The sequence below is a fragment of the Phenylobacterium sp. genome (genome assembly GCF_004799515.1).
In the GTDB taxonomy this organism is placed as follows: Bacteria; Pseudomonadota; Alphaproteobacteria; order Caulobacterales; family Caulobacteraceae; genus Phenylobacterium.
On record NZ_SSMX01000041.1, the window covers coordinates 53,995 to 79,475 of the forward strand.

General features: G+C 69.5%; 23 protein-coding genes. 14 read left to right on the forward strand and 9 right to left on the reverse strand.

Annotated features, from left to right (window positions below; all coding sequences use genetic code 11):
• Positions 1–79: 79 nt before the first annotated feature.
• Both E8A49_RS17325 and E8A49_RS17330 read right to left on the reverse strand, forming a co-directional pair.
• Complete coding sequence (locus E8A49_RS17325) at positions 80–1,192, reverse strand: heparan-alpha-glucosaminide N-acetyltransferase domain-containing protein (RefSeq protein ID WP_293384277.1); 1,113 nt, start codon at positions 1,190–1,192, stop codon at positions 80–82.
• A 9-nt stretch (positions 1,193–1,201) separates the two neighbouring features.
• Positions 1,202–3,511, reverse strand: a complete 2,310-nt coding sequence (locus tag E8A49_RS17330; protein ID WP_293384280.1) for an alpha-N-acetylglucosaminidase — start codon at positions 3,509–3,511, stop codon at positions 1,202–1,204.
• Between the two features lie 94 nt (positions 3,512–3,605).
• On the opposite strand from E8A49_RS17330, the gene E8A49_RS17335 reads away from it, so the two are divergent.
• Positions 3,606–4,139: a dihydrofolate reductase family protein gene (locus E8A49_RS17335; RefSeq protein WP_293384283.1), complete on the forward strand. Its 534-nt coding sequence runs from the start codon at positions 3,606–3,608 to the stop codon at positions 4,137–4,139.
• Positions 4,140–4,332: 193 nt separating this feature from the next.
• Positions 4,333–4,800, forward strand: coding sequence for a MaoC family dehydratase (locus tag E8A49_RS17340; protein WP_293384286.1), 468 nt, complete (start codon positions 4,333–4,335; stop codon positions 4,798–4,800).
• 27 nt (positions 4,801–4,827) lie between these two features.
• On the opposite strand, the gene pepN is transcribed toward E8A49_RS17340, so the two are convergent.
• Both pepN and E8A49_RS17350 read right to left on the reverse strand, forming a co-directional pair.
• Positions 4,828–7,449, reverse strand: coding sequence for an aminopeptidase N (gene pepN / locus E8A49_RS17345; protein ID WP_293384289.1), 2,622 nt, complete (start codon positions 7,447–7,449; stop codon positions 4,828–4,830).
• Positions 7,450–7,517: 68 nt separating this feature from the next.
• Entirely contained in the window at positions 7,518–7,745 is a 228-nt protein-coding gene (locus E8A49_RS17350; protein ID WP_293384292.1) for a hypothetical protein, read from the reverse strand.
• A 124-nt stretch (positions 7,746–7,869) separates the two neighbouring features.
• On the opposite strand from E8A49_RS17350, the gene E8A49_RS17355 reads away from it, so the two are divergent.
• From E8A49_RS17355 to E8A49_RS17370, 4 genes are all read left to right on the forward strand, one after another.
• Positions 7,870–8,070, forward strand: coding sequence for a hypothetical protein (locus tag E8A49_RS17355; protein ID WP_293384296.1), 201 nt, complete (start codon positions 7,870–7,872; stop codon positions 8,068–8,070).
• Positions 8,071–8,169: 99 nt separating this feature from the next.
• On the forward strand, positions 8,170–9,285 hold the full coding sequence (locus E8A49_RS17360; protein WP_293384298.1) for an acyl-CoA dehydrogenase family protein: 1,116 nt from the start codon (positions 8,170–8,172) through the stop codon (positions 9,283–9,285).
• 11 nt (positions 9,286–9,296) lie between these two features.
• Positions 9,297–10,538 carry an acyl-CoA dehydrogenase family protein gene (locus E8A49_RS17365; protein WP_293384301.1) on the forward strand — a complete coding sequence of 414 codons (1,242 nt, stop codon included), beginning with the start codon at positions 9,297–9,299 and terminating at the stop codon, positions 10,536–10,538.
• Positions 10,539–10,721: 183 nt separating this feature from the next.
• Positions 10,722–11,513, forward strand: coding sequence for a PEPxxWA-CTERM sorting domain-containing protein (locus E8A49_RS17370; protein ID WP_293384304.1), 792 nt, complete (start codon positions 10,722–10,724; stop codon positions 11,511–11,513).
• Positions 11,514–11,623: 110 nt separating this feature from the next.
• Here E8A49_RS17370 and E8A49_RS17375 read toward each other — a convergent pair whose 3' ends face one another.
• From E8A49_RS17375 to E8A49_RS17385, 3 genes are all read right to left on the reverse strand, one after another.
• The gene (locus E8A49_RS17375; RefSeq protein WP_293384307.1) at positions 11,624–12,823 is read right to left on the reverse strand and encodes a glycosyltransferase; all 1,200 of its coding nucleotides are present in this window, start codon (positions 12,821–12,823) and stop codon (positions 11,624–11,626) included.
• A gap of 232 nt (positions 12,824–13,055) precedes the next feature.
• Complete coding sequence (locus tag E8A49_RS17380; RefSeq protein WP_293384310.1) at positions 13,056–14,681, reverse strand: amidase; 1,626 nt, start codon at positions 14,679–14,681, stop codon at positions 13,056–13,058.
• Between the two features lie 237 nt (positions 14,682–14,918).
• The gene (locus E8A49_RS17385; RefSeq protein ID WP_293384313.1) at positions 14,919–15,101 is read right to left on the reverse strand and encodes a CsbD family protein; all 183 of its coding nucleotides are present in this window, start codon (positions 15,099–15,101) and stop codon (positions 14,919–14,921) included.
• A 193-nt stretch (positions 15,102–15,294) separates the two neighbouring features.
• Here E8A49_RS17385 and ettA point away from each other — a divergent pair, with 193 nt between their 5' ends.
• Positions 15,295–16,959 carry an energy-dependent translational throttle protein EttA gene (gene ettA / locus E8A49_RS17390; RefSeq protein ID WP_293384315.1) on the forward strand — a complete coding sequence of 555 codons (1,665 nt, stop codon included), beginning with the start codon at positions 15,295–15,297 and terminating at the stop codon, positions 16,957–16,959.
• A gap of 58 nt (positions 16,960–17,017) precedes the next feature.
• On the opposite strand, the gene E8A49_RS17395 is transcribed toward ettA, so the two are convergent.
• Complete coding sequence (locus tag E8A49_RS17395; protein ID WP_293384318.1) at positions 17,018–17,434, reverse strand: hypothetical protein; 417 nt, start codon at positions 17,432–17,434, stop codon at positions 17,018–17,020.
• 182 nt (positions 17,435–17,616) lie between these two features.
• Here E8A49_RS17395 and E8A49_RS17400 point away from each other — a divergent pair, with 182 nt between their 5' ends.
• Positions 17,617–18,156 (forward strand): type 1 glutamine amidotransferase domain-containing protein, encoded by a 540-nt coding sequence (locus E8A49_RS17400; RefSeq protein ID WP_293384321.1) that lies wholly within the window; start codon positions 17,617–17,619, stop codon positions 18,154–18,156.
• A gap of 26 nt (positions 18,157–18,182) precedes the next feature.
• Here E8A49_RS17400 and E8A49_RS17405 read toward each other — a convergent pair whose 3' ends face one another.
• A complete protein-coding gene (locus E8A49_RS17405; protein WP_293384324.1) occupies positions 18,183–18,728 on the reverse strand; it encodes an HD domain-containing protein in 546 nt (181 codons plus the stop codon).
• A gap of 139 nt (positions 18,729–18,867) precedes the next feature.
• Between E8A49_RS17405 and E8A49_RS17410 the strand changes: the two genes are divergently transcribed.
• The 6 genes from E8A49_RS17410 to E8A49_RS17435 all read left to right on the forward strand — a co-directional run.
• Entirely contained in the window at positions 18,868–19,806 is a 939-nt protein-coding gene (locus E8A49_RS17410) for a 2-hydroxyacid dehydrogenase (RefSeq protein ID WP_293384327.1), read from the forward strand.
• Positions 19,807–19,824: 18 nt separating this feature from the next.
• Positions 19,825–20,187 carry a VOC family protein gene (locus E8A49_RS17415; RefSeq protein ID WP_293384330.1) on the forward strand — a complete coding sequence of 121 codons (363 nt, stop codon included), beginning with the start codon at positions 19,825–19,827 and terminating at the stop codon, positions 20,185–20,187.
• Positions 20,188–20,234: 47 nt separating this feature from the next.
• On the forward strand, positions 20,235–21,206 hold the full coding sequence (locus E8A49_RS17420; protein WP_293384333.1) for a metalloregulator ArsR/SmtB family transcription factor: 972 nt from the start codon (positions 20,235–20,237) through the stop codon (positions 21,204–21,206).
• Complete coding sequence (gene metF / locus E8A49_RS17425; RefSeq protein ID WP_293384336.1) at positions 21,203–22,153, forward strand: methylenetetrahydrofolate reductase [NAD(P)H]; 951 nt, start codon at positions 21,203–21,205, stop codon at positions 22,151–22,153. Before E8A49_RS17420 ends, metF begins: the two co-directional genes overlap by 4 nt.
• Positions 22,150–23,214: a homocysteine S-methyltransferase family protein gene (locus E8A49_RS17430; protein WP_293384339.1), complete on the forward strand. Its 1,065-nt coding sequence runs from the start codon at positions 22,150–22,152 to the stop codon at positions 23,212–23,214. Before metF ends, E8A49_RS17430 begins: the two co-directional genes overlap by 4 nt.
• A 178-nt stretch (positions 23,215–23,392) precedes the next feature.
• Positions 23,393–25,481 (forward strand): dihydropteroate synthase (locus E8A49_RS17435; RefSeq protein ID WP_293384342.1); only part of this gene is annotated, 2,089 nt, incomplete at its 3' end.

The following is a 25,481-nucleotide window of genomic DNA, read 5'->3' on the forward strand; positions in this document are numbered from 1 at the left end:
AAACAGCGTCACCGCCATTCGCCGGATTCCAGCGGCGAATTGTCCCGCTTGTTGGTTAATCCGCCGGTCGGGGCGGTTCCTAGAGACGCACGACGATCCGCCGCCAAGCGAGGACCAGGCCGAGCAGCCAGCAGGCGAGCGTGTAGGCGATGGCGCAGAGCAGCGCGCCGACCGGGCCGGGGACGGCCGCCTGGAAGACGTTGACGCCGATCCAGTCGTAGACGCCGACGTCGGGGGCGACCTCGATGGTCTGCAGGGTCGTTACGAAGAGTTCCGAGAACAGGTAGATCACCAGCGGGTTCAGCCCGAACACCTGGAAGAAGCGGGTCACCGGGTTCGGCGTCCGGCCTTCCAGGACGGCAGCAAGGCCCGCCAGCAGGACGAGGTCGGTGCCGACGGTGAGCAGGACGAAGCTGCCGGTCCAGAGCTTCTTGGCGACGGGGAAGAATGGGCTCCAGGCCAGGGCGGCGACGGTCAGGGCGACGCCAACCAAGGCCATGCGGATCAGGGCCGGTCGACCGGCCGATGTCCTGAGGTATCGCGCCGCCAGATAGCCCCCGATCACGTTGACGCTCGCCGGCAGGGTCCCGAGAAGGCCCTCCGGGTCGAAGCCGCCGTCGCGCCGATAGAGGTGGCGCGGGCCGAGTACGAGGAGGTCGAGGCGGGTCCCGGCGTTGCCGAGCTTGGAGAACGGATCGGCGGGGTCGAAGGCGACGAGGACGCTCCAGTAGGCCAGAAGGATCAGTGCGCTCAAGGCGGCCAGCCAGCGGGGCGAGAGGTAGCGCACCGCGAAGGCGGCCAGGGCGTAGCAGAGCGCGATCCGCTGCAGGACGCCCATCACCCGGGTGTCGGCGAAGGGGTTGAGCGCCCAGCCGCCGTCCACGCGGTGGATGAAGGGGTACCAGTACATCAGGAAGCCAAGCAGGAAGATCAGCGCCGCCCGCCGCAGGACTTTCAGCGCAAAGGCGCCGGCGGTCGGCCGCTCGGCGAAGGCGAAGGCCATCGAACAGCCCACCGCGAACAGGAAGGACGGGAAGACCCAGTCCGCGCCGGTGAAGCCGAACCACTTGGCGTGGACCAGCCACGGGAAGGGATGCGCGCCCGGCCCCGGCGTGTTGACGACGATCATCAGGGCGACGGCGAGCCCGCGGAACACGTCCAGCGACAGGAAGCGGGCGGCGGGCTTGTCCATCGTGGGGCCTTAGGGCTGGCCGAGGCGGGCGAGGAGAGCCCGCGCTGCGCTCACCGGATCGGCGGGACGCTGGCGGACGTAAGCCGTGTCGCGCTCGATCCAGTCTTGCTCCCAGGCGCCGATGGCGCGCTCCGCGGCGGGTTCGTCGAAGGCGCCGGCGCCGGCGGCGCGCAGGGCGTCCAGGAGCCGGGTCCAGCGGGGCAGGTAGTAGTCGCGGTAGAGGCCCTGCCACACCTTCGACGCGTAGTCGGAAAGCCCGCCGTCGCCGCCCCAGACCGTCACCTGGGCCTTGGCGTTGAGGACATAGGCACGGGCGTCGACCGGGTCGTCGGCATAGGCGCGGGCCGCGTCGATCCAGGTCGAGAGCGTGTCGGGTTGCGCGCCCAGCAGCCCATCCAGCGCCACGGCCAGGTCTTCGACCCCGCGCCGCGCCCGGTCGCCGGCCGCGAGGTCGCCGCGGCGATAGGCGGCGACGGCGGCCTGCAGCCGGACGTCGATCTCCTCGCTGACCAGGTGGCCTGTGAAATCGACCAGGTCGTGGACGAACAGCGGCTCGCCGGCGAAGGCCGGGGCCAGCCGCGCCAGCTCGCCCACGGCGGTCGCCAGCTTGGCGCGGTCGCCGGGCGGGCCCGGGAACTCGACGATGGTCGCCGTCGGCCGCTTGCAGAAGAGGCAGGCGCCGGCTCGGCCATTCCACCAGCGCGGCGTCCAGTAGCGGGTCGTGTAGGCGGCCTCGACCAGCTGCCGAAGCGCCGCGTCTAGCTCGGGCGTCGTGCGGCCATAGCGGGACCTCGCGTAGCCCGAGAGCCACGCGTCCAGCGACGCGCCGCCGGCGCCCCAGGCCAGGTCGTAGGCCTCCTCATAGACGATGGAGTTGTTGTCGAGGCCTTCCGGGAACAGGCCGAAGCCGCTCAGCCGCCCGGCCTGTGGGTCGGCGAGCACCGCCGCCACGTCGCGCCGGTAGCCGCCAAGGTCGCCATAGACCGGATTGCTGGCGCCGTAATTGTGCACATAGCCGAACACCCACGGCTTGCCGGCAAAGGCGCGGGCGCGGCGCCAGACGTCCGGATAGCGGTCGTTGCCGATGTCGAGCACCATCACCCCGCCCTCGGGGACCTGACTGAAGAAGGCGGCGATGGCGGCCTCATCCCAGAACTGTGGGTCGGCGCCGAACAGCCAGCCCTGCATCACCCAGACCGCGTCGGGCCGCGCCTTCTTGAAGGCCGCGTGGATGGCCTGGCCGTAGGCGGCGAGGCGCCGGGCCTTCAGGGCGGGGTCGATGGGAGCCGCGGCCGCGGCCTTGCTGGCCCCGCCATCGCCGAAGCCGGCGTTGCCGCCGCCCCCCTTGTCTTGAGAGAATGGCCCGTCGTCGGCGACCGGCGGGCGCATCTCGTTGAAGGAGTCGGCCAGGTAGTAGGTCCCGGGCCCGTAGGTCCGCGTGTAGAGGTCGAGGAACCGCGCGGAGAGCCGGGGGAACAGCGGGTCGCCGGGATCCAGCCAGTAGGTCTCGTGGAAGCCGCCGCCGGCCGGCATCTTGTAGATGCGGGCGTCCTTGTGCTTCAGGGCGAAGGCCTTGGGAACATAGCCGCCGAAGGCCGGCAAGATCGGGCTCATGCCGAGCGCGTGCATGGCGGCCAGGATCTGGCGCTGCAGGTCGCGTTTCTTGTCGATCCAGGCGGCGGGCAAGGGCGCGCGGTAGCCCTCGATGTTGCCCATCCGCTGCCAGGGCGTGAAGGCGGGGCCGGAGAAGTATCCGGCCAGTTCGGCCTCGGTCAGGCCCTCCTCGCGCCACAGCGCCCGCCAGACGAACTCCTGGCCTTCGAGGGCCAGCGGCATGTCGATCCCGTGCACCGCCATCCAGTCGATCTCGCGGCGCCAGCGCGGCCAGTCCCACCAGGGCGTCGTGTAGCCATAGGTGCAGGGGTTCAGGTAGACGCGGTGGGCGAAGGGGCTCTCGACGCGGCCGCTTTTCCCATCCGGCCAGTGGGCGGGCAGGGCGGCGCGGTCGCCTTCCCAGCTGACATGGGCCGCGCCCATCTGGCGCATCCAGGCGTAGGCGCCGCGCGCCAGGGCGACGCCGGAATCGCCTTTGACGGCGAGCGTCCCGCTCCGGGCCTCGGCGTCGTACCAGGGCCGCGGACCGGCGGTGCCGAGCGCCAGGGCGACGCGCCCGCCGGCGGGACCGAAGAGGCGCGTCAGGACCGCCTTGGCCGCGGCGGTGTCCGCGGGCCGAGCCGCCCAGGCAGGTGCGGCCGCGGCGGCCGCCGAGACCGCCAGGGCCTGCGCGATCGCCTCACGGCGCGAAACGGATTGCGGCATAGGTTCGGACTCACCCCCACTCAGATGTGCAAGGTGCGCCGATCGCGATCGAGGTCAAACCGGTGGCGCGGCGCCTGCGAGGGAGGGAAAGGGCATGGCCAAGCTCGTTTTCGGATTGCAGCAGTCGCTGGACGGCTACGTCGACCACATGCAGCTGGGGCCGCCAGGCCCCGAACTTTCCCGTCACTTCCTGGAGCACGTGCGCGAGCTGGCCGGCTGCGTGTACGGTCGCCGCATCTATGAGATCATGCGTTACTGGGATGAAGACCAGCCCGACTGGGACGCGGCGGATCGCGACTTCGCGGCGGCGTGGCGAAGCAAGCCGAAGTGGGTCGTATCGCGCTCGTTGAAGTCCGTCGGCCCCAACGCCACGCTGATCCAGGATGACCTCGGGACCGCGCTGGGCGAGCTTAAGGCTCGGCTCGCCGGGGAGATCGACGTCGCTGGGCCGGACTTGGCGCGAAGCCTGACCGACCTCGGCCTCATCGACGAGTATCGGCTCTACTTCCGCCCCTTGGTGCTCGGCCACGGCGCGCCGTTTTTCGCCGGGCCCCGGCCGCCCCTCCGCCTCGTGGCCAGCGATCTGATCGGTGAGGACACGATCCGGTTGACGTACGTTCCGGCTTGATCGCCCCGGTGGACCGCGCTGACACGTCATCTCCGCTAAGGGTCGTCAGTCGACATCGATGCAACCGTCGGAAGCGGACCTCGGAAGGCCTCGGCAAGGTGCGATTTGCGGAACGGGGCGAATGTCCGGTGTTGGCGCTTCGTCGCGCGGGATTTTTCTGGCCAGGCGCCGGTGCGATGAGTAACCCGGTCGCATGATCGAACCTCATCCGTCCGGCGGCTACATTCTGGATGAGCTTGCCGTCGGCATGACCGCCGAAAAGCGCGTCACGGTCACCTCGGAGCGCATCGATCACTTCGCGGAAGCCTCGGACGATTTCAATCCGTTGCACATGGACGAGGCGTTCGCGTCCAAGACGGCCTATCGCGGCCGGATAGCTCACGGTCTGCTGTCGGCGTCGTTCGGCTCCGCGGTCGTCGGCACCATTCTACCCGGTGCGGGCGCAATCTACCTTGGCCAGACCCTCAGCTTCCACAGGCCGGTCCGGATCGGCGACGTCGTGGTCGCCCGCGTGACGGTGGCCACGATCGACGAGGCCGCCGCCCGGGTCGTCCTCAGGTGCGAAGGCTTTGTGGACGGCGAACTCATCATGGATGGCGACGCGACCGTGCGCGTCCCGCGTCGCCGGCGCGTTTCGAAGGCGCCCGAGCCGAACGGCTAGCGCCGGGAGGGACCTGAGACCCCCGCGCTATTCCTCGGCCAGGGACCGGCTGACCAGCTCGAAGACGTTCTTGGAGAGGTCGGGGTGCTTCAGGATGCGCTCCAGCTCCGCCTTCATCAGCCGGCCGAGCTCGGGCTTATAGCGCCGCCAGCCGCCGAGCGGCTCGACCAGCCGCGCCGCGGTCATCGGGTTGAAGCCGTCGGTGGCCAGGATCTGGTCGGCCAGGAAGCGGTAGCCGGCGCCGCTGGGATCGTGGAAGCGCACCGGGTTGAAGCTGGCGAAGGTCGCGACCAGGGCCCGCAGGCGGTTGGGGTTCTTGGCCTCGAAGGCCGGATGGGCGGTCAGGCCCATGACCCGGCCCAGCGCGCCCTCGTCCGGGTCGCGCGCCTGCAGGGCGAACCATTTGTCGATGACCAGGGGCTCGGCCTTCCACTGCTCGTAGAAGTCGCTGAGCGCGCGTTCGTAGAGGTCTCCGCCGATCAGGCTGAGCGCGGCCAGGCCGCCCACCGCGTCGGTCATGTTGGCGGCGGCCTCGTAGTGACCGAAGGCCAGCTCGCCGATTTCCGAGCGCGGGTTGGCGGCCATCAGGTCGAGGGCGGCGTTGCGCAGGGCGCGGCGGCCGGCTCCGGCGGCGTCGGGGGAGAACTCGCCGACCTCCTGCAGGCCGGCGTGCAGCCGCTTCAGCTCGTCGGCCAGGTGCAGGGCCAGCCGCAGGCGCAGGGCCTGGCGCGCCTCGTGGATCGCCGCCGGGTCGGCCGGGGTCATGGCGAGCGCCAGGTCGGGCTCCGACGGCAGCATGAGCAGCAGCGCCTTGAACGCCGGGTCGGCGGCCTGGTCGGCCAGGGCGCGGCCGACCGCCTCGGCGTAGCGTTCCTCGCCCACCTCGTCGGCCATGCCGGTGGCGCGCGCCAGGATCAGCGCCCGGGCCAGCTCCTGGCCGGCCTCCCAGCGGTTGAACAGGTCCGGGTCGCCGGCCAGCAGGACGTAGCGGTCGCGGGACTCGGCGTTGGAAGTGAGCTTCACCGGGGCGGAGAAGCCGCGCAGGGCGGAGACCACCGGGCGCTCGTCGACGCCGGTCAGCACGACCGTGGTCTTCGCGCCATCGAGCACGACGACGGTCTCGTCCACCGCTTGGCCGTCGCGGACGAAGGCCTGGGTGCGGCCGTCGCCGTCCAGGAGGCCGATGGTCACCGGGATCGGCAGGGCGCCCTTGACCGGCTGGCCGGGCGTCGGCGCAGTCTCCTGGACGATCTCGAGCGCCAGCTCCCGGCGCTCGGCGTCATAGTGGCTGGTCAGGGTCACCTTCGGCGTGCCGGCCTGCTCGTACCAGGCGAAGAACGGCCCAAGGTCCTGGCCGGAGACGTCGGCGAAGCAGCGGATGAACGCCTCGACCGTGGTGGCGTGGCCGTCCCAGCGTTCGAAGTAGAGGTCCATGCCTTTGCGGAAAGCGTCGGGCCCGATCAGGGTCTTCAGCATCCGGATCACTTCCGCGCCCTTCTCGTAGATGGTCGCGGTGTAGAAGTTGTCGATCTTCATGTAACTGGACGGTCGCACGGGGTGGGCGAGCGGGCCCTGGTCCTCGGCGAATTGGCGGGCGCGCAGGGCTTTCACGTCCTTGATCCGCTGCACGGCGTGGCCGCGCTGGTCGGCGGAGAAGCTCTGGTCCCGGAAGACCGTCAGGCCCTCCTTCAGGCACAGCTGGAACCAGTCGCGGCAGGTCACCCGGTCGCCGGTCCAGTTGTGGAAGTACTCGTGGGCCACCACGCTCTCGATGCGCTCGAAGTCGAGGTCGGTGGCGGTGGCGGGGTCGGCCAGCAGCAGCGAGGCGTTGAAGATGTTCAGCCCCTTGTTCTCCATCGCCCCGAAGTTGAAGTCGCGCACGGCGACGATCATGAAGAGGTCGAGGTCGTACTCCAGGCCGAAGGTGTCCTCGTCCCACTTCATCGAGCGCTTCAGGGCGTCCATGGCGTAGGCGGCGCGCGGCGCCATGCCGGGGTCGACATAGATGCGCAGGTCGACGGTGCGCCCGCTCGAGGTGACGCGGCTGTCCTCCAGCACGTCCAGCTCGCCGGCGACCAGGGCGAACAGGTAGCAGGGCTTGGGGAAGGGATCGTTCCAGACGGCGTAGCGGCGCCCGCCCGGCAGGTCGCCGCTCTCCATCAGGTTGCCGTTGGACAGGAGGCGCTCGAAGCCCTTGTCCGCCTCGATGCGGACGGTAAAACGCGAGAGCACGTCCGGCCGGTCCGGCCAGAAGGTGATCTTGCGGAAGCCCTCGGCCTCGCACTGGGTGCAGAAGCGGCCGCCGGACATGTAGAGGCCGTCCAGCGCCTTGTTGGCCTGCGGGTCGATCTCGACCTCGGTCGTAAGCGTGAAGGCGTCGGGGGCATCGGGAATGATCAGGAATTCGCCGTCGATGGTCCGTTCGCCCTCGGCCAGCGCCCGGCCGTCGATGGCCATGGAGATCGGCTTCAGCCGTTCGCCGTTGAACTTCAGCGGCTCGTTGTGGTCGCCGTTGCGGCGGACCTTGAGGCTGGCCTTGACGCGGGTCGCGCTGGGTTGGAGGTCGAAGGCCAGGCTGACCTCCTCCACGAGGAAGGCGGGCGGGCGATAGTCGGCGAGCTTGATCGCCTGGGGCGTGTCGGTGCGCATGGCTGGCATCTAGGCCCGCGCCTGCGGCGGCGCCAAGGCGATCCCGCCGATCCCGGCCGCTTTCGTCTTCACGGCTTCGGGCAGGGGTACTCTTCCCAGCGGCCGTTCTGCTCGCGCACCAGCATGTAGCACTCCAGACCATCAGCCTGCGCCTCGGCGCTGAGGGTGCGCGCCATGTCCATGGCGTGCATGCGGTAGGCGTAGGCGCCCACCTCCGTGGTGTTGCGCAGCACCACCCATTTGTTGTCCCGCCAGGCCACGATGATCTGCATGGCGGTCGGCTTCTCGACGTCCATGGGGCTGGCAACAAGCCAGGGGATGTCGTTGTTCCGGCGGCTTTTTTTTGCGAGAGGTCAGGTAGGCGACAGACGGCGGCGTCGAAGCCCTTACAACGGTAACGCTGCCGGGGGGCCAGTCGTCTTGAAGTCCTATCGTATCTACATTGTCGGCGCCGACGGGCGGCTGCAGCTCGGGCAGGCCTTCGAGGCGGCGGATGACGTGGCCGCGGTGGCGCGCACCTTGGAGCTGGCGGTTAGAGGTCAGGGCGCCGAACTCTGGGAGGGCGGTCGGATCGTCGGCCGCGTCTCCGCAGCCGGCGCATTCGCCGCTGGTGCGGACTAAGTCCTGCTGACGCGAGGTCATGCTTTTCACCCCCGGCGCGGGGCGTATGTTGACGTGCGAGGAAACCTCAAGGCCGGGCCAACCGGTGGGATGGCGCACATGAACTTCGACTTCTCCGACGACCAGAAATTCCTCAAGGGCGAGGCGCGCAAGTTCCTGGAGGCGCATTGCCCGCCGGCCCGGGCGCGCGGGGTCATCGACGACGACGCCAAGGCCTATGACGCCGACCTCTGGACGGCGGTGGCCGCCCAGGGCTGGCTGGGGGCGGCGATCCCGGAGGAACATGGCGGCCTCGGCCTCGGCCACCTGGAACTCTGCGTCATCGCCGAGGAACTGGGCCGCGCCGCCGCGCCGATCCCCTTCGCCTCGACGGTCTACTTCCTGGCCGAGGCGGTGATGCTGGCCGGCGATGCCGAGCAGAAGGCCGAGCTCCTGCCGAAGATCGCCGCCGGCGCGCTGATCGGCGCACTCGCCACCTCCGAACGCCCCGGCCCGGTCAGCGCCGCGGCCCTGAAGGCTACGGTGACCGACGGCCGGCTGAGCGGGATCAAGATCCCCGTCACCGACGGCGACATCGCCAACCTGGGCCTGGTGCTGGCCAAGGAGAACGGCAAGCCTGGCCTGTTCCTCGTCCAGTTGGACGGCGAGGGCGTCACCCGCGAGGCGGTCGGAACGCTGGATCCGGCGCGCGATGCGGCGAAGCTCACGTTCAAGGACGCGCCGGCGCGCCGCCTGGGTGAGGCGGGCGTAGGCATGGAGCTCTTGGAGCAGGTGCTGGACCGCGCCGCGATCCTGATCGCCTTCGAACAGTGCGGCGGCGCCGACAGGTGCCTGGAGATGGCCAAGGCCTATGCGCTGGAGCGCTACGCCTTCGGCCGGACGATCGCCTCCTACCAGGCGATCAAGCACAAGCTGGCGGACATCTACATCAAGAACGAACTGGCCCGCTCGAACGCGTACTATGGCGCTTGGGCGCTCAACACCGGGGCGGCGGAGACGCCGCTGGCGGCCAGCGCCGCGCGGATCGCCGCCAGCGAGGCCTTCTGGTTCGCCGCCAAGGAGAACATCCAGACCCACGGCGGCATCGGCTTCACCTGGGAGATGGACTGCCACCTCTACTACCGCCGCTCGCGCCAGCTGGCCCTCGTCGCCGGCGCGCCCAGGGTCTGGAAGGAGCGGCTGGTGAGCCATCTCGAACGGCGCAACGCGGCCTGAGGAGCGGGATCATGGACTTCAACGACACCCCGGAAGAAGCCGTCTACCGAACCCAGGTGAAGGCCTGGCTCGAGGCCAACGCTCCCAAGCGCTACGAGGGCGGCGACGTCGAGGAAGGCGGAGCGGAAGGCTCCTTGGGCATGGCCGCCGCCCGGGCCTGGCAGGCCAAGAAGGCCGCCGCCGGATACGCCCAGATCACCTGGCCCAAGGACTGGGGCGGGGCTGGCGGCACGCCGATCCAGCAGGTGATCTTCAACCAGGAAGAAGCCAACTATCCGGTGCCGGGCAACCCGTTCCAGATCGGGCTCGGCATGTGCGTGCCGACCGTGGCGACCTTCGCCGACCAGGCCACCAAGGACCGCTTCGTGGGTCCGGCCCTGCGCGGCGAAGAGATCTGGTGCCAACTGTTCTCCGAGCCCTCCGGCGGCTCCGACGTGGCGGCGGCGCGGACCAAGGCGGTGCGCGCGGACGACAGCTCCGGCGACTGGATCATCTCGGGCCAGAAGGTGTGGACGACGGGGGCGCAGTTCTCCGACTTCGGCATCGTGGTGACCCGCACCAACCCCGACGCGCCCAAGCACAAGGGCCTGACCATGTTCTGGGTCGACATGCATGACCCGGGCATCGAGGTGAAACCGATCCACCAGATGAGCGGCGGCTCCGGCTTCAACGAGGTATTCTTCACCGATGTGCGGGTGAAGGACAGCCAGCGGGTGGGCGCGGTCGACGACGGCTGGCGGGTCAGCCTGGTCACCCTGATGAACGAGCGCCTGGCGGTGGGCGGGCCGAGCGGGACCGGCTGGGCGCAGTTCCTGGAGACGGCCCGCAGCGTGCCCGGCCTCGACGGCGCTCCGGCGATCCAGGACCGGGCGCTGCGCGAGAAGCTGGCCGACTGGTACGTGGCCACCGAAGGCCTGAAGCACACCCGCAACCGCACCATGACCGCCCTGTCGCGCGGTCAGACGCCGGGGCCGGAAAGCTCCATCGGCAAGGTGGTCACCGCGCTGCAGATGCAGGACCTGGCCAACACCGCCGTGGAGATGCTGGACCAGTACGGGATCATCAACGATCCGGAGCTCGCGCCCCTGCACGCGGCCTTCCAGGGCTCGCTGATGTTCGCGCCGGGGCTGCGGATCGCCGGCGGCACCGACGAGATCCTCAAGAACATCATCGCCGAGCGGGTCCTGGGCCTGCCCGGAGACATCCGCGTGGACAAGGACGTGGCGTTCAAGGACTTGCCGACGGGGCGGTGACATCAGTTTTGAATGTCGGGAAACCGACGTTCGCGGATCAAAGTTTCCCTTTTTAGGCGAGCACGATTGCTTACGGTGTAATCTTTTCTTAAGGATACCGCAAAGCTTCCTCGGACTGCTCCGTATGGGGCGGCAGCAGCCGGTTCGGAAGGTCGCACCAGCGTTTGTTTGGGGGTTCATCACGTGAAGACCAAGGGTATCACCGGCCTTAAGGCCGCGCTTGTTGCGGCCGCCAGCTTGACCGCGATGGGCCTTGCGACCCACGCCTCGGCCGACCAGACGATCTACCTGCAGAACCTGTCGATGAACGAGAACTACGAGGCCAGCATTGCGGGCTTCGGCGCGGCCTATTCCAACATCATGACGTTCGCGGTCAGCACGACGCCGAACGGCCCGACCACCAACATTTCCGGCTTCTGCGTGGACATCTTCCACGAGATCACCACCGGTGCGCTGCCGAACTACGCCTACAACTCGACGTTCGGCAACACGACCAACGCCCTGACCCACAACTTCGACTATGAGCCGCCGACCTATCCGGCCTCCGACCCGCTGGGCAAGGACACGAAGCTCTCCACCACTCAGATCAAGGCGATCACCGATCTGGTGGACACCGGCTGGATCCTCAACGAGGAGGCCGCGCCCGACGCGGCGCTGCAGGACGCCGCCATCCAGGCTGCGATCTGGGAGATCGAGAACCCGGGCGCCGTCAGCCTGATCGACACCGGCCGCTCGGACTTCGGCGCCTACGAGGCCGCGTACGCCAGCTACGTCGCCGGCACCTACACGGACCTCACCACCTCCAGCGACCTGATCTACATGATCACCGACGAGAACAGCGATCCGGCGCACCAGTCCTTCGCCATCGGCTGGCCGAACGCCGTGCCGGAACCGGCGACCTGGGCCCTGATGCTCACCGGCTTCTTCGGCGTGGGCGGCATGCTCCGCCGCCGCCAAGCCGCCGCCGCGGCCTGAGCCGGGCGACCACAAGCCTGAAACGATCGAGGGGCGCTCTTCGGAGCGCCCCTTTTTCGTTGGCGTGACCAAACATCCGCTTTCCCAGGGAAGGCGGGATTAGATTCGAGTCAGGCGCTGAGCCGCATGGGCGCGCGGCGCGGGCTGCGGCTCAGGAGCTGGGTGTAGAGCCGGGTCAGGCCCTCGAAGGTGTGGTCCCAGCTGTGCCGCGTCTCGGCGCGCCGGCGCGCGGCGAGCTTGAGCGCGTCCAGGTCGCGGGCGAACAGGGCCTCCACCGCCTCGGCCAGGTTGGCCGGATCGACGCCATGGGCTAGCTGGCCCACCGTCTCGTCCAGCAGCTCGCCGACGCCGCCCTTGTTGGGGCCGACCACCGGCAGGCCGGCGGCCATGGCCTCCAGCACGACCAGGCCGAAGATCTCGTTCTCGTTGGCATGCAGGAAGGCGTCGCAGCTGGCGATCACCCCGGCCAGCCGCTCGGGCGCGCGCTCGAAGCCGATGCAGGCCACGCGGCTGTCGTACTTGGCGCCCTGGCCGGCGCCGATCAGCACCAGCCGGTAGGGGTCGCCCAGCATCTCCACCGCCGCCACCATGGAATCGATGTTCTTCTCCCGCGCAGGGCGGCCGGCGAAGACCAGTAGGCGGGAGTCGTTGGGGAAGCCCAGGCGCTTCAGGAGAGCGCCACGGTCGCCGCGGCTGGGATGGAACAGGTCCAGGTCGACGCCCAACGGATGGACGCTGACCCGGTCGACGCCGGCGTCGGCCAGGCGGCTGGCGGTATGGCGGCTGGGCGCCACGACATGGTCGAAGCGCCGGTAGGCTTGGGCCCAGAAGTTGAAGGTCGGCTGCTCGGCCCAGTCGCCGAGATGCAGGGCCGCGAGCGTCGGGGCGTCGGTGTGGCAGACGCCCACCACCGGCACGCCCAGGGCCTCGCCCGCGTCCATGGCCGCGTGGCCGGGCACGAAGACGTCGCCGGCCTCGATGATGTCCGGCTCCAGGAGCTGCAGCACCGCCGACCATTTGTTCGGGCTGGCCGGCATGCGGTAGCCGTCGCCGAACGGCAGCTTGGCGGCGCCGACCGTATAGAGCCCCGGCCCGTCGGCGCGGGTGGCCGCGCCCGGCACCACCAGGGTGTGGCGGATGTCCGGCCGCCGGGTTTCCAGCCAGCCGCGCTTGGCTGTCAGGTAACGCTTCACCCCGCCGGACCGCGGCGCGTACATCATGGTGGTGTCGATCAGGTGGAAGCCCTGCGCCGGATCGTCGAACCCGGCGACCGGGCGTTCGATCCGGCCCGTGCGCGGGCGAGGCAGCACTCCGAGCTTACCGGCGGAGACATCGACCAATCGTCCGGCCCTTCTTTCCTCGAACCCCATCGCGCTCCCCCGCGCCGCGGCAACGGACAGCCTAGCCGTTCGATCCCGCCCGACCTTGCCTAGACTAGCGCGGTTAGCGGATTTTTTCCAAAGCCTGGCCAGCGGACCCCGCCTTTCCTTCATGCTGAAGCTGCACGTTCAAATTGGGGCGGACGCCCGACTCGGCAAGGTCTCAGCGTGGATCGTACGCCTTGGCGAACTCAGGACGAGCGCCAATGTTCGGCAGGAACAGGGGGTCGATACGCGCGTGGGTCGCCTGTTCGAAAGCGTAGCCGAAGGCCAGCAGCTTGGCGTCCGACCAGGCCGGACCGATCAGCGACAGATTCACCGGCAGGCCGGAGACATTGCCCATCGGCACAGTCAGGTGCGGATAGCCCGAAACCGCCGGCAGGGTGGAATAGGAGCCCAGGCTGCGGCTGCCGTCGATCGGGTCGACGATGGAGGCGGGCCCGGTTGACGGCCCCACCAGCACCTCGACGTCATTGTCGTGCAGCATGTGATCGAGGGCCTCGCGCGACAGGCGCCGGGCGGTGTCGCGGCGCTGGATGTAGTTGGCGTTGGTGATCGGCGGGGCGTTGATCGATTCCTCGAAGATCTCCTGGCCGAACAACGGCGTCTCTCGGGACTCCTTGTTGTTGAAGGCCACCAGGGCCTCCATGGAGCGCGCGGTGACCTTGGGCGCGGTGGTCAGCAGGTAGCTGTTGAGCGCCGCCTTGAACTCGACCCGCAGCGCCTCGCCCTCGTTGGTGGAGATGGCGCTCATGTCGGCGTCGGCCGGGGTCTTGACCTCCACCAGGATCGCGCCGGCCTTGCGAAGGGCGACCAGCGCATCCTCGAACACCGCGTCGGTCTGCGGCGAACGGCCGGCGGTCATGCGCAACACGCCCACGCGCACGCCCTTCAGGGCGTCGGGGCGCAGGCCGGCCAGGTAGTCGGCCTTGCGCAGGTCGGCCTCCTTGGTCCAGGCGTCGGCGGGGTCGGACCCGGCCATGGCGGTCAGCATGGCGGCGGTGTCGCGCACGGTGCGCGCCATGGGCCCGGGCGTGTCCTGCTCCGGCGAGATCGGCACCACGAAGGTGCGCGAGACCAGGCCCAGCGTCGGCTTAAGGCCCACGACCCCATTGATCGCCGAGGGGCAGGTGACCGAGCCATCGGTCTCGGTGCCCACCGCCAGCGTCACCAGTCCGGCGGAGACCGCCACGGCGGAGCCCGCGCTGGAGCCGCAGGCGGTGCGGTCCAGCGAATAGGGGTTGCGAACCAGGCCGGCGACCCCGGTCCAGCCGCTGATCGAATGGGTGGATCGGAAGTTGGCCCACTCCGACAGGTTGGCCTTGCCCAGGACCACCGCGCCGGCGTCGGTCAGCCGCTTGACGAGGACCGCGTCGCGGCCGGTGACGTTGTCGATCAGGGCGAGGGAGCCGGCGGTGGTGGCCGTGCCGTCGGCGCTCTCGATATTGTCCTTCAGCAGCACCGGCAGGCCGTGCAGGGGGCCGCGCACGTGGCCGGCCTTGCGCTCGCCGTCCATCCGGCGCGCGTCGGCCAGCGCGTGCGGGTTGAGCGCGATGACGCTGTTCAGCTTCGGGCCTTTGCGGTCGAGCTCGGCGATGCGGCCGAGGTAGGCCTGCACCAGGGCCTCGGAGGTCAGCGTCCCGGCCTGCATGGCCGCTTCCTGATCGGCGCCCGAGGCGAAGGGGCTCAACGCGCTCGGGCCTGGGGCGGCCGGAGTCTGCGCGACCGCCGCGCCCGCGACAAAAACGGCGGCGGCGAGAGCGGCCGCGAAGGTCTGTGGCTTGAGCATGACGTTCCCCGAATCCCGAGCCTCTATGAGAAACGAGGCCCGATGGAAACGCCAGTTGGCGAATTGTCCCCCTTTTTGTGTCCTTCTCCCGCCGGGAGAAGGTGTCGGCGTCGCCGACGGATGAGGGCGTCTTGCGCTTATGCAAAAGGCCGGAGTCGGGACCTGCCCTGGGGGCGGTCCCTCGTCCGGCCTGCTGCGCAGTCCACCTTCTCCCGGGCGGGAGAGTGGTTGGCGCTGCTACTTCTTCAGCGCTTGACGGGCGGCGTCCTTCAGGTTGCCGACGCCCTTCTGCACCTTGCCGGCGACCCGCTCGGAGGCGCCTTCGGCGGCCAGGCGGTCGTTGCCCGTGGCCTTGCCGATACCTTCTTTCACCGAGCCCTTGGCGTCCTTGGCGGCGCCCTTGATCTGATCCTTGTGCATGGGAGCACTCCTGGTCTGAGTTTCAGCAGGGCCCGCGGCCCCGTCGGCTCCCAGTACGCAGAAGCGCAGCCTTGGGTTCCTCGTCCCGCGCCTTTGCGAGGAGGAAGCCGGTGGCGCGATTGCGCCGGAGCCTTGGGGCCGCTATCTGCGGGGCCAACTCCCAGTCATTCCAACCAGCGGTGCGGACGCCCCCATGGCGCAGCAATACATTTATCAGATGCAGGGCCTGACCAAGGCCTTCCCCGGCGCCCCGAAGAAGACCTTCTCGGACATCTGGCTGTCGTTCTACCCGGACGCCAAGATCGGCGTGGTCGGCGTCAACGGCTCCGGCAAGTCGACGCTGCTGAAGATCATGGCCGGCCTCGACAAGGACTTCCAGGGCGAGGCCTTCGCCGCCGAGGGCGTGAAGCGCGGCTATCTGGAGCAGGAGCCCAAGCTCGACGACCAGCTCGACGTCTGGGCCAACGTCATCGCCTGGTGCGAGGAGAAGAAGCTCTTCGACGCGTACAACGCCATCGCCGCCAAGCTGGGCGAGGAGTACACCGACGAGCTGATGGAAGAGATGACCGCGCTCCAGGAAAAGCTGGACGCCGGCGACCTCTGGGACATCGACAGCCGCATCGAAATGGCCATGGGCGCCCTGCGCTGCCCGCCCAACGACTGGCCGGTGGACAAACTGTCGGGCGGTGAGCGCCGCCGGGTGGCGCTGGCCCGCCTGCTGCTCTCCAAGCCCGACATGATGCTGCTGGACGAGCCCACCAACCACCTGGACGCCGAGAGCGTGGCCTGGCTGCAGCACCACCTGGAGGACTTCCCGGGCTGCGTGATCCTGGTGACCCACGACCGCTACTTCCTGGACCAGGTGACCAAGTGGACCCTGGAGCTCGACCGCGGCAAGGGCCTGCCCTACGAGGGCAACTATTCCGCCTGGCTGGAGCAGAAGACCAAGCGGATCGCGCAGGAAGAACGCGAAGAGGCCGGGAAGAAGCGGGCGATCGACCGGGAGCTGGCCTGGGTGCGCTCCTCGCCGAGCGCCCGGCGCACCAAGTCCAAGGCGCGCCTCGCCGCCTTCCACGACCTGCAGAACGAGGCTGAGAACGCCAAGCAGACCTTTGCCCAGATCCAGATCCCGCCGGGTCCGCGTCTGGGCCAGATGGTCATCGAGGTGAACGGCGTCGAGAAGGCCTATGGCGACAAGCTGTTGTTCAAGGACCTGACCTTCAAGCTGCCGCCGGGCGGCATCGTGGGGGTGATCGGGCCGAACGGGGCCGGCAAGTCGACGCTGTTCAAGATCATCACCGGGCAGGAGACGCCGGACGAGGGCTCCATCCGCCTGGGCGAGACGGTGAAGCTGGCCTACGTCGACCAGAGCCGCGACAACCTCGACCCCAACAAGAACGTCTGGGAAGAGATCTCCGGCGGACTGGACGTGATGAAGGTCGGCGGCCGCGAAATCCCCAGCCGCGCCTATGTCGGCTCGTTCAACTTCAAGGGCGCCGACCAGCAGAAGAAGGTGGGCCTGCTGTCAGGCGGGGAGCGCAACCGCGTGCACCTGGCCAAGACGCTGGCCGCCGGCGGCAACGTCCTGATGCTCGACGAACCGACCAACGACCTGGACGTGGAGACGCTCGGCGCCCTGGAAAGCGCGCTGGAGGATTTCCCCGGCTGCGCCGTGGTCATCAGCCACGACCGCTTCTTCCTGGACCGCCTGGCGACCCACATCCTGGCCTTCGAAGGCGACAGCCAGGTCGACTGGTTCGAGGGCAACTTCGAAGCCTACGAAGAGGACAAGAAGCGCCGCCTGGGCGCCGACAGCCTCATCCCGCACCGGATCAAGTTCCAGAAGTTCACGCGGTAGGCCCGGCGCCCGCCCGCCGGACCAGGCCGGCGGAACGGGAAACCGGGGCGAAGGCGAACTACTTCGGCGGCGTCGAGGCCGGCGCGGCGTCCGGCGTGCTGGCCGCCGGCGGGTTCACCGCGCCCGTGGAAGACGCGGTCGGCGGCGTCGCCGGCGCGGCTTGCTGGCCGCCTTCCGAGGGCGGGTTGGCGGTGGTGGCCGCGCCGCCCACATCGTTCGGCAGACTGGGCGTCGGGCTGGCCGGGGCGGTGGCGCTGGTGTTGGCGCTGGCGCCCGTGCTGGCCACCTGGCCGGCCGACCAGTCCTTTGACTTCCGCATCTTGGGCGAGGCCTTCATGTAGGCGTTCAGTTCGGAATAGGGGATCGGCTGCGACGGGCCGGCGACGGTCGGACCGCCGTTCTTGCCCTGGGCGAGCGTGGGGCCGGCGGCGAAGGCGATGGCGGCCGCGCCGGCGGCCAGCAGGATGGTCTTCATGGGAAATCCCTCACGACGAAAACACCGTTGAAGCGGCGCCGGGATTAACCTTTGAGCCTGCCGTAAGGTTTCGCTTTCTGCCCAGGAATCGGTGGCCGGCTCGGCGCGCCGGAACTGTCGTCCCGGGAGACCGGTTCTGGCGTCACGTCCTCAAACCCAGAGTCCCGACAGGAGCAAAGCCCATGGCCAATGACACTCTGCGCGGCAGGAAGGTCGCCGTCCTCGCGACCGACGGCTTCGAGCAGTCGGAGCTGCAGAAGCCGGTCCAGGCGCTGAAAGACGCCGGCGCCACGGTGGAGGTGGTCTCGCCGAAGTCCGGCGAGATCCAGGGCTACCAGCACCACGACAAGGGCGCGATGGTGCGGGTCGACCGGCTGCTGGCCCAGGCCAACGCCGACGACTACGACTCCATCGTCCTGCCGGGCGGGGTGATGAACCCCGATGCGCTCAGGCTCGAGCCCAAGGCCATCGACTTCGTGCGCGCCTTCGCCGAGGCCGGCAAGCCGATCGCCGCCATCTGCCACGGCCCCTGGACGCTGATCAACGCCGAGGCCGTCGAGGGCAAGCGGATGACCTCCTGGCCCTCGCTGGAGGTCGACCTGAAGAACGCCGGCGCCGACTGGGTGGACGAAGAGGTGGTGGTCGACGACGGCCTGGTGACCTCACGCAAACCTGACGACCTGCCGGCCTTCTGCGCCAGGATGATCGAGGCGTTCGCGTAAGCGCCGCCACTAGGCCCGCGGGCGCCTTACTCCAAGAGGCCTCTAAGCAGGCTCTCATAGTCGGCGACGGTCCCGCCGCTGATGTCCTCGCGCTTGCCGAGGTCGTCCCAGCGGCGGAGCGCCGCGGCTTCGCGCCAATAGGGCCGGCGCTCGAAGGCGGCGGCTTGGCCGGCGTCGAAGGGGCCGCCCTGCAGGGCCAGTGACTTCACCGACGCCGGGCTGAGGGCTTCGAAATAGCCCGGCTCGGCGAAGCAGAGGTAGCGCTTGGCGGCGACGTGCAGGGCGATCGGCGTGCGCACCGCCTCGCCGAACAAGCCCTTCAGCGCCTGGGCGCCGGTGATCTCGTGGCGCTCATCGAGGCCGGCGTCGGCGGCGTGCTCGTTCGCGGTCAAGAGATGGCCGACGTCGTGCAGCAAGGCGGCGGCGACCAGGCTGGCCGGCGCGCCCTCGGCCTGCGCCAGGGCGGCGCACTGGGCGGCGTGCTCCATCTGGGTCACGCCCTCGCCGTAGGTCAGGCCGCCATGCGCGGCGTAGAGGCGCTCGACGTCTTCGAGGCTGGCGAGGCGGACCATCGAGGTTTTCCCTGGAGTAAGACGGCGAGGAAACAGGCGGTCGGGCCGGCGGGCAAGCCACGACGGATGCGGCGCCGACGCCCAAGCGACGCTATAGACCGACCGTGTCCAACCGAAGACAGCCCAGGAACCCGTGCGCATGTCCGATCCCGTCATCCTGATCTCGCACCCGGTCCTGGCGGGGCTGGAGCCGGTGTTCGCCGGCGCCGGGCTGAGGATGGCGCGCGAGTGGGACCTGACGGACGCCGATCGCGCCGAAGTCCGCGCCATCCTGCATGCCGGCGAGTTCGTGCTGACGCCGCAGGCGCTGGCGGCCCTGCCGAAGTTGGGCCTGATCGCCTGCGTCAGCGTCGGCTACGACGGAGTCGACGTCGCCTGGTGCCGGTCGCGCGGCATCGACGTCAGCCACGCCGACGGATTGAACGCCGAGGATGTGGCCGACCACGCCATCGGCCTGATGATCGCCGCGTGGCGCAACATCCCGGCCGGCGACCGCACGGTGCGCGAGGGCCGCTGGCGGCACGAGGACCGGCTCGCGCCGCAGCCCAGCCTGGGCGGGCGCCGGCTGGGGATCGTGGGCCTGGGGGCCATCGGCCAGGCGGTCGCCCGGCGCGCCGAGGCGATGCGCCTGCAGGTCGCCTGGTGGGGTCCGCGTGACAAGCCCGCGCCCTGGCCGCGCGCCGAGAACCTGCTGGCGCTGGCCCGCGACAGCGACATCCTGGTGGTGGCGAGCCGCGCCGAGGCGTCCAACCGCGGCCTGATCTCCCGCGAGATCATCGAGGCCGTCGGGCCCAAGGGGCTGATCGTCAACGTCGCGCGCGGCTCGCTCATCGACGAGCCTGAGCTGGTGGCGGCGCTGAAGGACGGCCGGCTCTGGCGCGCGGCGCTGGACGTCTTCCAGACCGAGCCGACGCCGCCCGAACGCTGGGCGGAGGCGCCCAACGCCGTGCTCACCCCGCACACCGCCGGCTCCTCGACCGAGGCCATACCGCTGATGGTGGCCCAGGCGATCGACAATGTGCAAAGGTTCCTGCGCGGCGAGGCGCTGGCGAGTCCGGTGGCGCCGGTCGCTGATTAGGTTTCTTGGGGGTGATGCATGGCTAAGGTGCTGGGTATCGGCGGAATCTTCTTCAAGGCTGCGGACCCAAAAGCGATCCAGGACTGGTACGCCCGGGTCCTGGGCTTCGAGGTCACCAAATGGGGCGGGGTCAAGTTCCCGCCGACCGGCGTCGGCTCGCAGGTCTGGAGCGCCTTTTCGGAGGACACCGATCACTTCGCCCCGTCCGGCCAGCCGTTCATGGTCAACCTGATCGTCGACGATCTGGACGGGGTGCTGGCGCGGGCGCGCGAGGCCGGCGCCGAGATCCTGAACCGGCAGGACGACGACTATGGGCATTTCGCCTGGCTGATGGACCCGGCGGGGGTCAAGGTCGAGCTCTGGCAACCCGTCGAGACGTAGGCGCGCCTTAACTTGACATAAAGACATAAAGATATCTTTATGCGCTCATGGTCCTATCGGCGAGTCAGGCGGTCGAGGTGTTGCGCGCGGCGGGCGAGCCCACGCGCCTGCGCATCCTGGCGCTCTTGGCGCGCGAGGAGCTGGCGGTGTTGGAGCTCTGCCGGGTGCTGGACCAGAGCCAGCCCAGGGTCTCGCGCCATCTGAAGCTGCTGGCCGAGGCGGGCCTGGTCGAACGCTTCCCGGACGGCGCCTGGGTCTTCTATCGCCTGGCGGGCGACGGGCCGGCCTATGAACTGGCGGACCAGGCGCTGTCGCGCATCGATCCCGCCGACGCGGGGCTGCAGCGCGACGCCGAGCGGCTGTCGGCGGTCTGGGCCGAACGCGCCGCCGACGCCGGCGAATACTTCGCCCGCAACGCCGCGCGTTGGGACGAGATCCGTTCGCTCTACGTCTCCGACACGCAAGTGGAGGCCGCGATCCTGGCGGCCGCCGGGCCTGGGCCGTTCCGGCGGCTGGTGGACCTGGGCTCCGGCACCGGACGGATGCTGACCCTCCTCGCGCCCCACGCCGAGGCGGCGCTGGGCCTGGACCTGTCGCAGCAGATGCTGAACCTGGCCCGCAACCGGGTGACCGAGGCCGGGCTCCTGGGCTGCGAGCTGCGCCACGGCGATATCTTCGCCACCCGCCTGCCGGACGAGAGCGCCGACCTGGTGGTGGTGCACCAGGTGCTGCACTACCTGGCCGACCCCGCCGCGGCGGTGAAGGAGGCGGCGCGGATCGTCGCCCCGGACGGCAAGCTGGTCATCGCCGACTTCGCGCCGCACAAGTTGGAGTTCCTGCGCGAGCAGCACCAGCACCGCCGCCTGGGCTTCGCCGAGCCGGAGATGGCCCGCTGGCTGGGCGGCGCGGGCCTGGGCAAGATCGGCGTCACCGCCCTGCCGCCGGCGCGCAAGGGTGGCCTCACCGTCAAGATCTGGACCGCCGAGCGCGGCCGCGAAGGCCAGCGGAGGGCCGCATGAGACGCCGCAGCAGTGATGTGGGCGACCAGGTCCTGGGCCCGGTCGCCCGGGCCGGCGGCGGGGCGACGCCGAGGCCCCGCGTGTCCTTCGAGTTCTCGCCGCCCAAGACCGCGGAGGCCGAGGAGACCCTCTGGGAGGCGATCCGCCGGCTGGAGCCGCTGGATCCCACCTTCGTCTCGGTGACCTATGGCGCCGGCGGCTCGACCCGCGACCGCACGCACCGCACGGTGCTGCGGATGCTGGCCGAGACCAAGCTGAAGCCGGCCGCGCACCTGACCTGCGTCGAGGCCAGCCGCGGCGAGGTCGACGAGGTGATCCGCGACTACTGGGACGCCGGCATCCGCCACATCGTGGCCCTGCGCGGCGATCCGCCCGGCCAGATCGGCGGGGCCTACAGCCCGCGCGCCGACGGCTACGCCAACGCCACCGAGCTCACCGCCGGCATCCGCGCCATCGGCGACTTCGAGGTCAGCGTCGGCCTCTATCCGCACGTGCATCCGGAAAGTCCGTCGATCGACCACGATATCGACGTCCTGAAGGCCAAGGTCGACGCCGGTGCGACCCGGGCGATCACGCAATTCTTTTATGATATCAATGGGTTTTTGAAATTCATGGACCGCGTGCGCGCGGCCGGGGTCACCATTCCGGTCTCGCTGGGCATCATGCCGGTGACCAGCTTCAAGGGCCTGAAGAAGATGAGCGGCCCGATGGGCGTCGAGCTGCCGGCCTGGCTGGGAAACCTGTTCGAGGGGCTGGACAAGGACCCGGAGACGCGCCGGCTGATCGCGGCCTCGGTGGCGACAGAGATGTGCGCACGGCTGGCGGAAGAGGGCTTTTCCGACTTCCACTTCTTCACGCTGAACCGCGCCGACCTTACCTACGCCATCTGCCGGGTGCTGGGCGTGCGCGAGCCGGCGGAACCCACGAGCACGGAGGCCGCGGCATGACCGCCCGAAGCGACCGCATCGCCCTCTTGAAGGCCGCCGCGAAGACGCGGGTGCTGATCCTCGACGGCTCCTGGGGCGTGATGTTCCAGAAGGCGGGCCTCAGCGAGGACGACTACCGCGGCGAGCGGTTCAAGGCCTACGAGGGCCAGCTCAAAGGCAACAACGACGTCCTCTGCCTGACCCGGCCGGACCTGGTGGGCGAGCTGCACGAGGCCTACTACGCCGCCGGCGCCGACATCAGCGAGACCAACACCTTCTCGGCCACCACCATCGCCCAGGCGGAGTATGGGCTGGAGGCGGCGGTGCGCGACATCAACCTGGAGGGCGCCCGCGTCGCCCGCGAGGCCGCCGACCGCTGGACGGCGAAGGAGCCGCACAAGCCGCGCTTCGTGGCCGGCTCCATCGGGCCGCTGCCGGTGATGCTGTCGATGTCCAGCGACGTGAACGACCCGGGCGCGCGCAAGGTCACCTTCGAGCAGGTCTACGCGGCCTATTCCGAACAGGTCCGCGCCCTGCACCTGGGCGGCGTCGACATGTTCCTGATCGAGACCATCACCGATACGCTGAACTGCAAGGCCGCGATCAAGGCGATCCTCGACCTGGAGGAGGAGGGCCTGGAGCCGCTGCCGATCTGGATCAGCGGGACGATCACCGACCGCTCGGGCCGCACGCTCAGCGGCCAGACGGTGGAGGCGTTCTGGAACTCGGTGCGCCATGCGAAGCCGTTCGCGGTGGGGCTGAACTGCGCGCTGGGCGCGGAGCTGATGCGGCCGCACATCGCCGAGCTTTCCCGCGTGGCCGACACCCTGGTCAGCGCCTATCCGAACGCCGGCCTGCCCAACGCCATGGGGGAGTACGACGAGACGCCCGACGAGACCGGCCACGCCCTGCACGACTGGGCCGAGCAGGGCATCGTCAACATCCTGGGCGGCTGTTGCGGCACCACCCCGGACCACATCGCCCACGTGGCCAAGGCGGTCGCCGGGCTGACGCCGCGCGAGGTCCCGGCGCGGCCCACGGCGATGCGGCTGGCGGGGCTGGAGCCGTTCGAACTTGCGTAAACGTCCTTCTCCCCTTGAGGGAGAAGGTGGGCGCCGGAGGCGGTCGGATGAGGGGTCGAGCCGGCCTCTCCGCCGCGGCCGAAGGAATTTGGAGAGTTTGAGAAACCCCTCATCCGTCGGGCCTCCGCCCGACACCTTCTCCCACAAGGGGAGAAGGGAGGGCGATCAACGGTAGAGCATGCAGCCTAGAATCTTCGTCAACGTCGGGGAACGGACCAATGTCACCGGGTCCGCCAAGTTCAGGAAGCTGATCGAGGACGGCGCCTATGGGGAGGCGCTGTCCGTGGCGCGCCAGCAGGTCGAGGCCGGGGCGCAGATCATTGACGTCAACATGGACGCTGGCCTGCTGGATTCCGTCCACGCCATGCGGACCTTCTTGAACCTGCTGGCGGCCGAGCCGGACATCGCCCGGGTGCCGGTGATGATCGACAGCTCCAAGTGGGAGGTGATCGAGGCGGGGCTGCGCTGCGTGCAGGGCAAGGCGATCGTCAACTCGATCTCCATGAAGGAGGGCGAGGCCAAGTTCATCGAGCAGGCCCGCGCCTGCCAACGCTACGGCGCGGCGGTGGTGGTCATGGCCTTCGACGAGGTGGGCCAGGCCGACACCGCGGCGCGCAAGATCGAGATCTGCACCCGGGCCTATAATCTGCTGACGGATGAGGTCGGCTTCCCGGCCGAGGACATCATCTTCGACCCGAACATCTTCGCCGTCGCCACCGGCATCGACGAGCACAACAACTACGCTGTCGACTTCATCGAGGCGGTGAAGGCGATCAAGGCCACCCTGCCGCACGCGCGGATCTCGGGCGGGGTCTCCAACGTGTCGTTCAGCTTCCGCGGCAACGAGCCGGTGCGCCGCGCCATCCACTCGGTCTTCCTTTATCACGCCATCGCCGCTGGCATGGACATGGGCATCGTCAACGCCGGCGAGCTCCCGGTCTACGACCAGGTGCCGGAGGAGCTGCGCGAGGCGGTCGAGGACGTGATCCTCAACCGGCCGCAGCGCGACCCGGTCCTCAGCAACACCGAACGCCTCGTGGAGCTGGCGCCCAAGTACAAGGGCGGCAAGTCCGAGGCCAAGGGCCCCGACCTCACCTGGCGCGAGGGCGACGTGGGCCAGCGGATCACCCACGCCCTGGTGAACGGCGTCACCGACTTCATCGAGGCCGACACCGAGGAGGCGCGGCAGCAGGCGGCGCGGCCGCTGCACGTCATCGAGGGCCCCTTGATGGACGGCATGAACGTGGTCGGCGACCTGTTCGGCTCGGGCAAGATGTTCCTGCCGCAGGTGGTGAAATCCGCCCGGGTGATGAAGCAGGCCGTGGCCTACCTGATGCCGTTCATGGAGGCCGAGAAGGAGGGCAAGCCGCGCGAGGCGGCCGGCAAGATCCTGATGGCCACCGTCAAGGGCGACGTCCACGACATCGGCAAGAACATCGTGGGCGTGGTCCTGCAGTGCAACAACTACGACGTCATCGACCTGGGCGTCATGGTGCCGGCCGACCGCATCCTGGACGAGGCCGTGGCGCACAAGGTGGACATGGTGGGCCTCTCCGGCCTGATCACCCCCAGCCTCGACGAGATGGCCTATGTGGCCGGCGAGATGGAGCGCCGAGGCATGACCATCCCGCTCTTGATCGGCGGCGCCACGACGTCGAAGACCCACACGGCGGTGAAGATCGAGCCCAAGTACAAGGGCTCCCAGACAACTTACGTCCTCGACGCCAGCCGCGCGGTGGGGGTGGTCTCGGGCCTGCTCTCGCCCACCGAGCGCGACCGGCTGATGGCCGAGACCAAGGCGGAGTACGTCAAGGTGCGCGAGGCCTTCGCCCGCGGCCAGGACAAGCGCGCCCGCTCCACCCTGGACGAGGCGCGCGACAACGCCTTCACGCCGGACTGGACGACCTACGATCCGCCGAAGCCCAGCTTCACCGGCACGCGCGCCTTCGAGGCCTATGACCTGGCCGACCTCGCCCGCCACATCGACTGGTCGCCGTTCTTCGCCAGCTGGGAGCTGATCGGCCGCTATCCGCAGATCCTGGAGGACGACGTGGTCGGCGAGGCCGCGGTCAGCCTGTTCGCCGACGCCCAGGCCATGCTGCAGCGGATCATCGGCGAGCAGTGGTTCACCGCCAAGGGCGTGGTGGGCTTCTGGCCAGCCAACGCCGACGGCGACGACGTGGTGCTGTGGACCGACGAGACGCGCACCGTCGAGCTCGCCCGCCTGCACAGCCTGCGCCAGCAGATGGCCAAGGATAAGAGCCAGG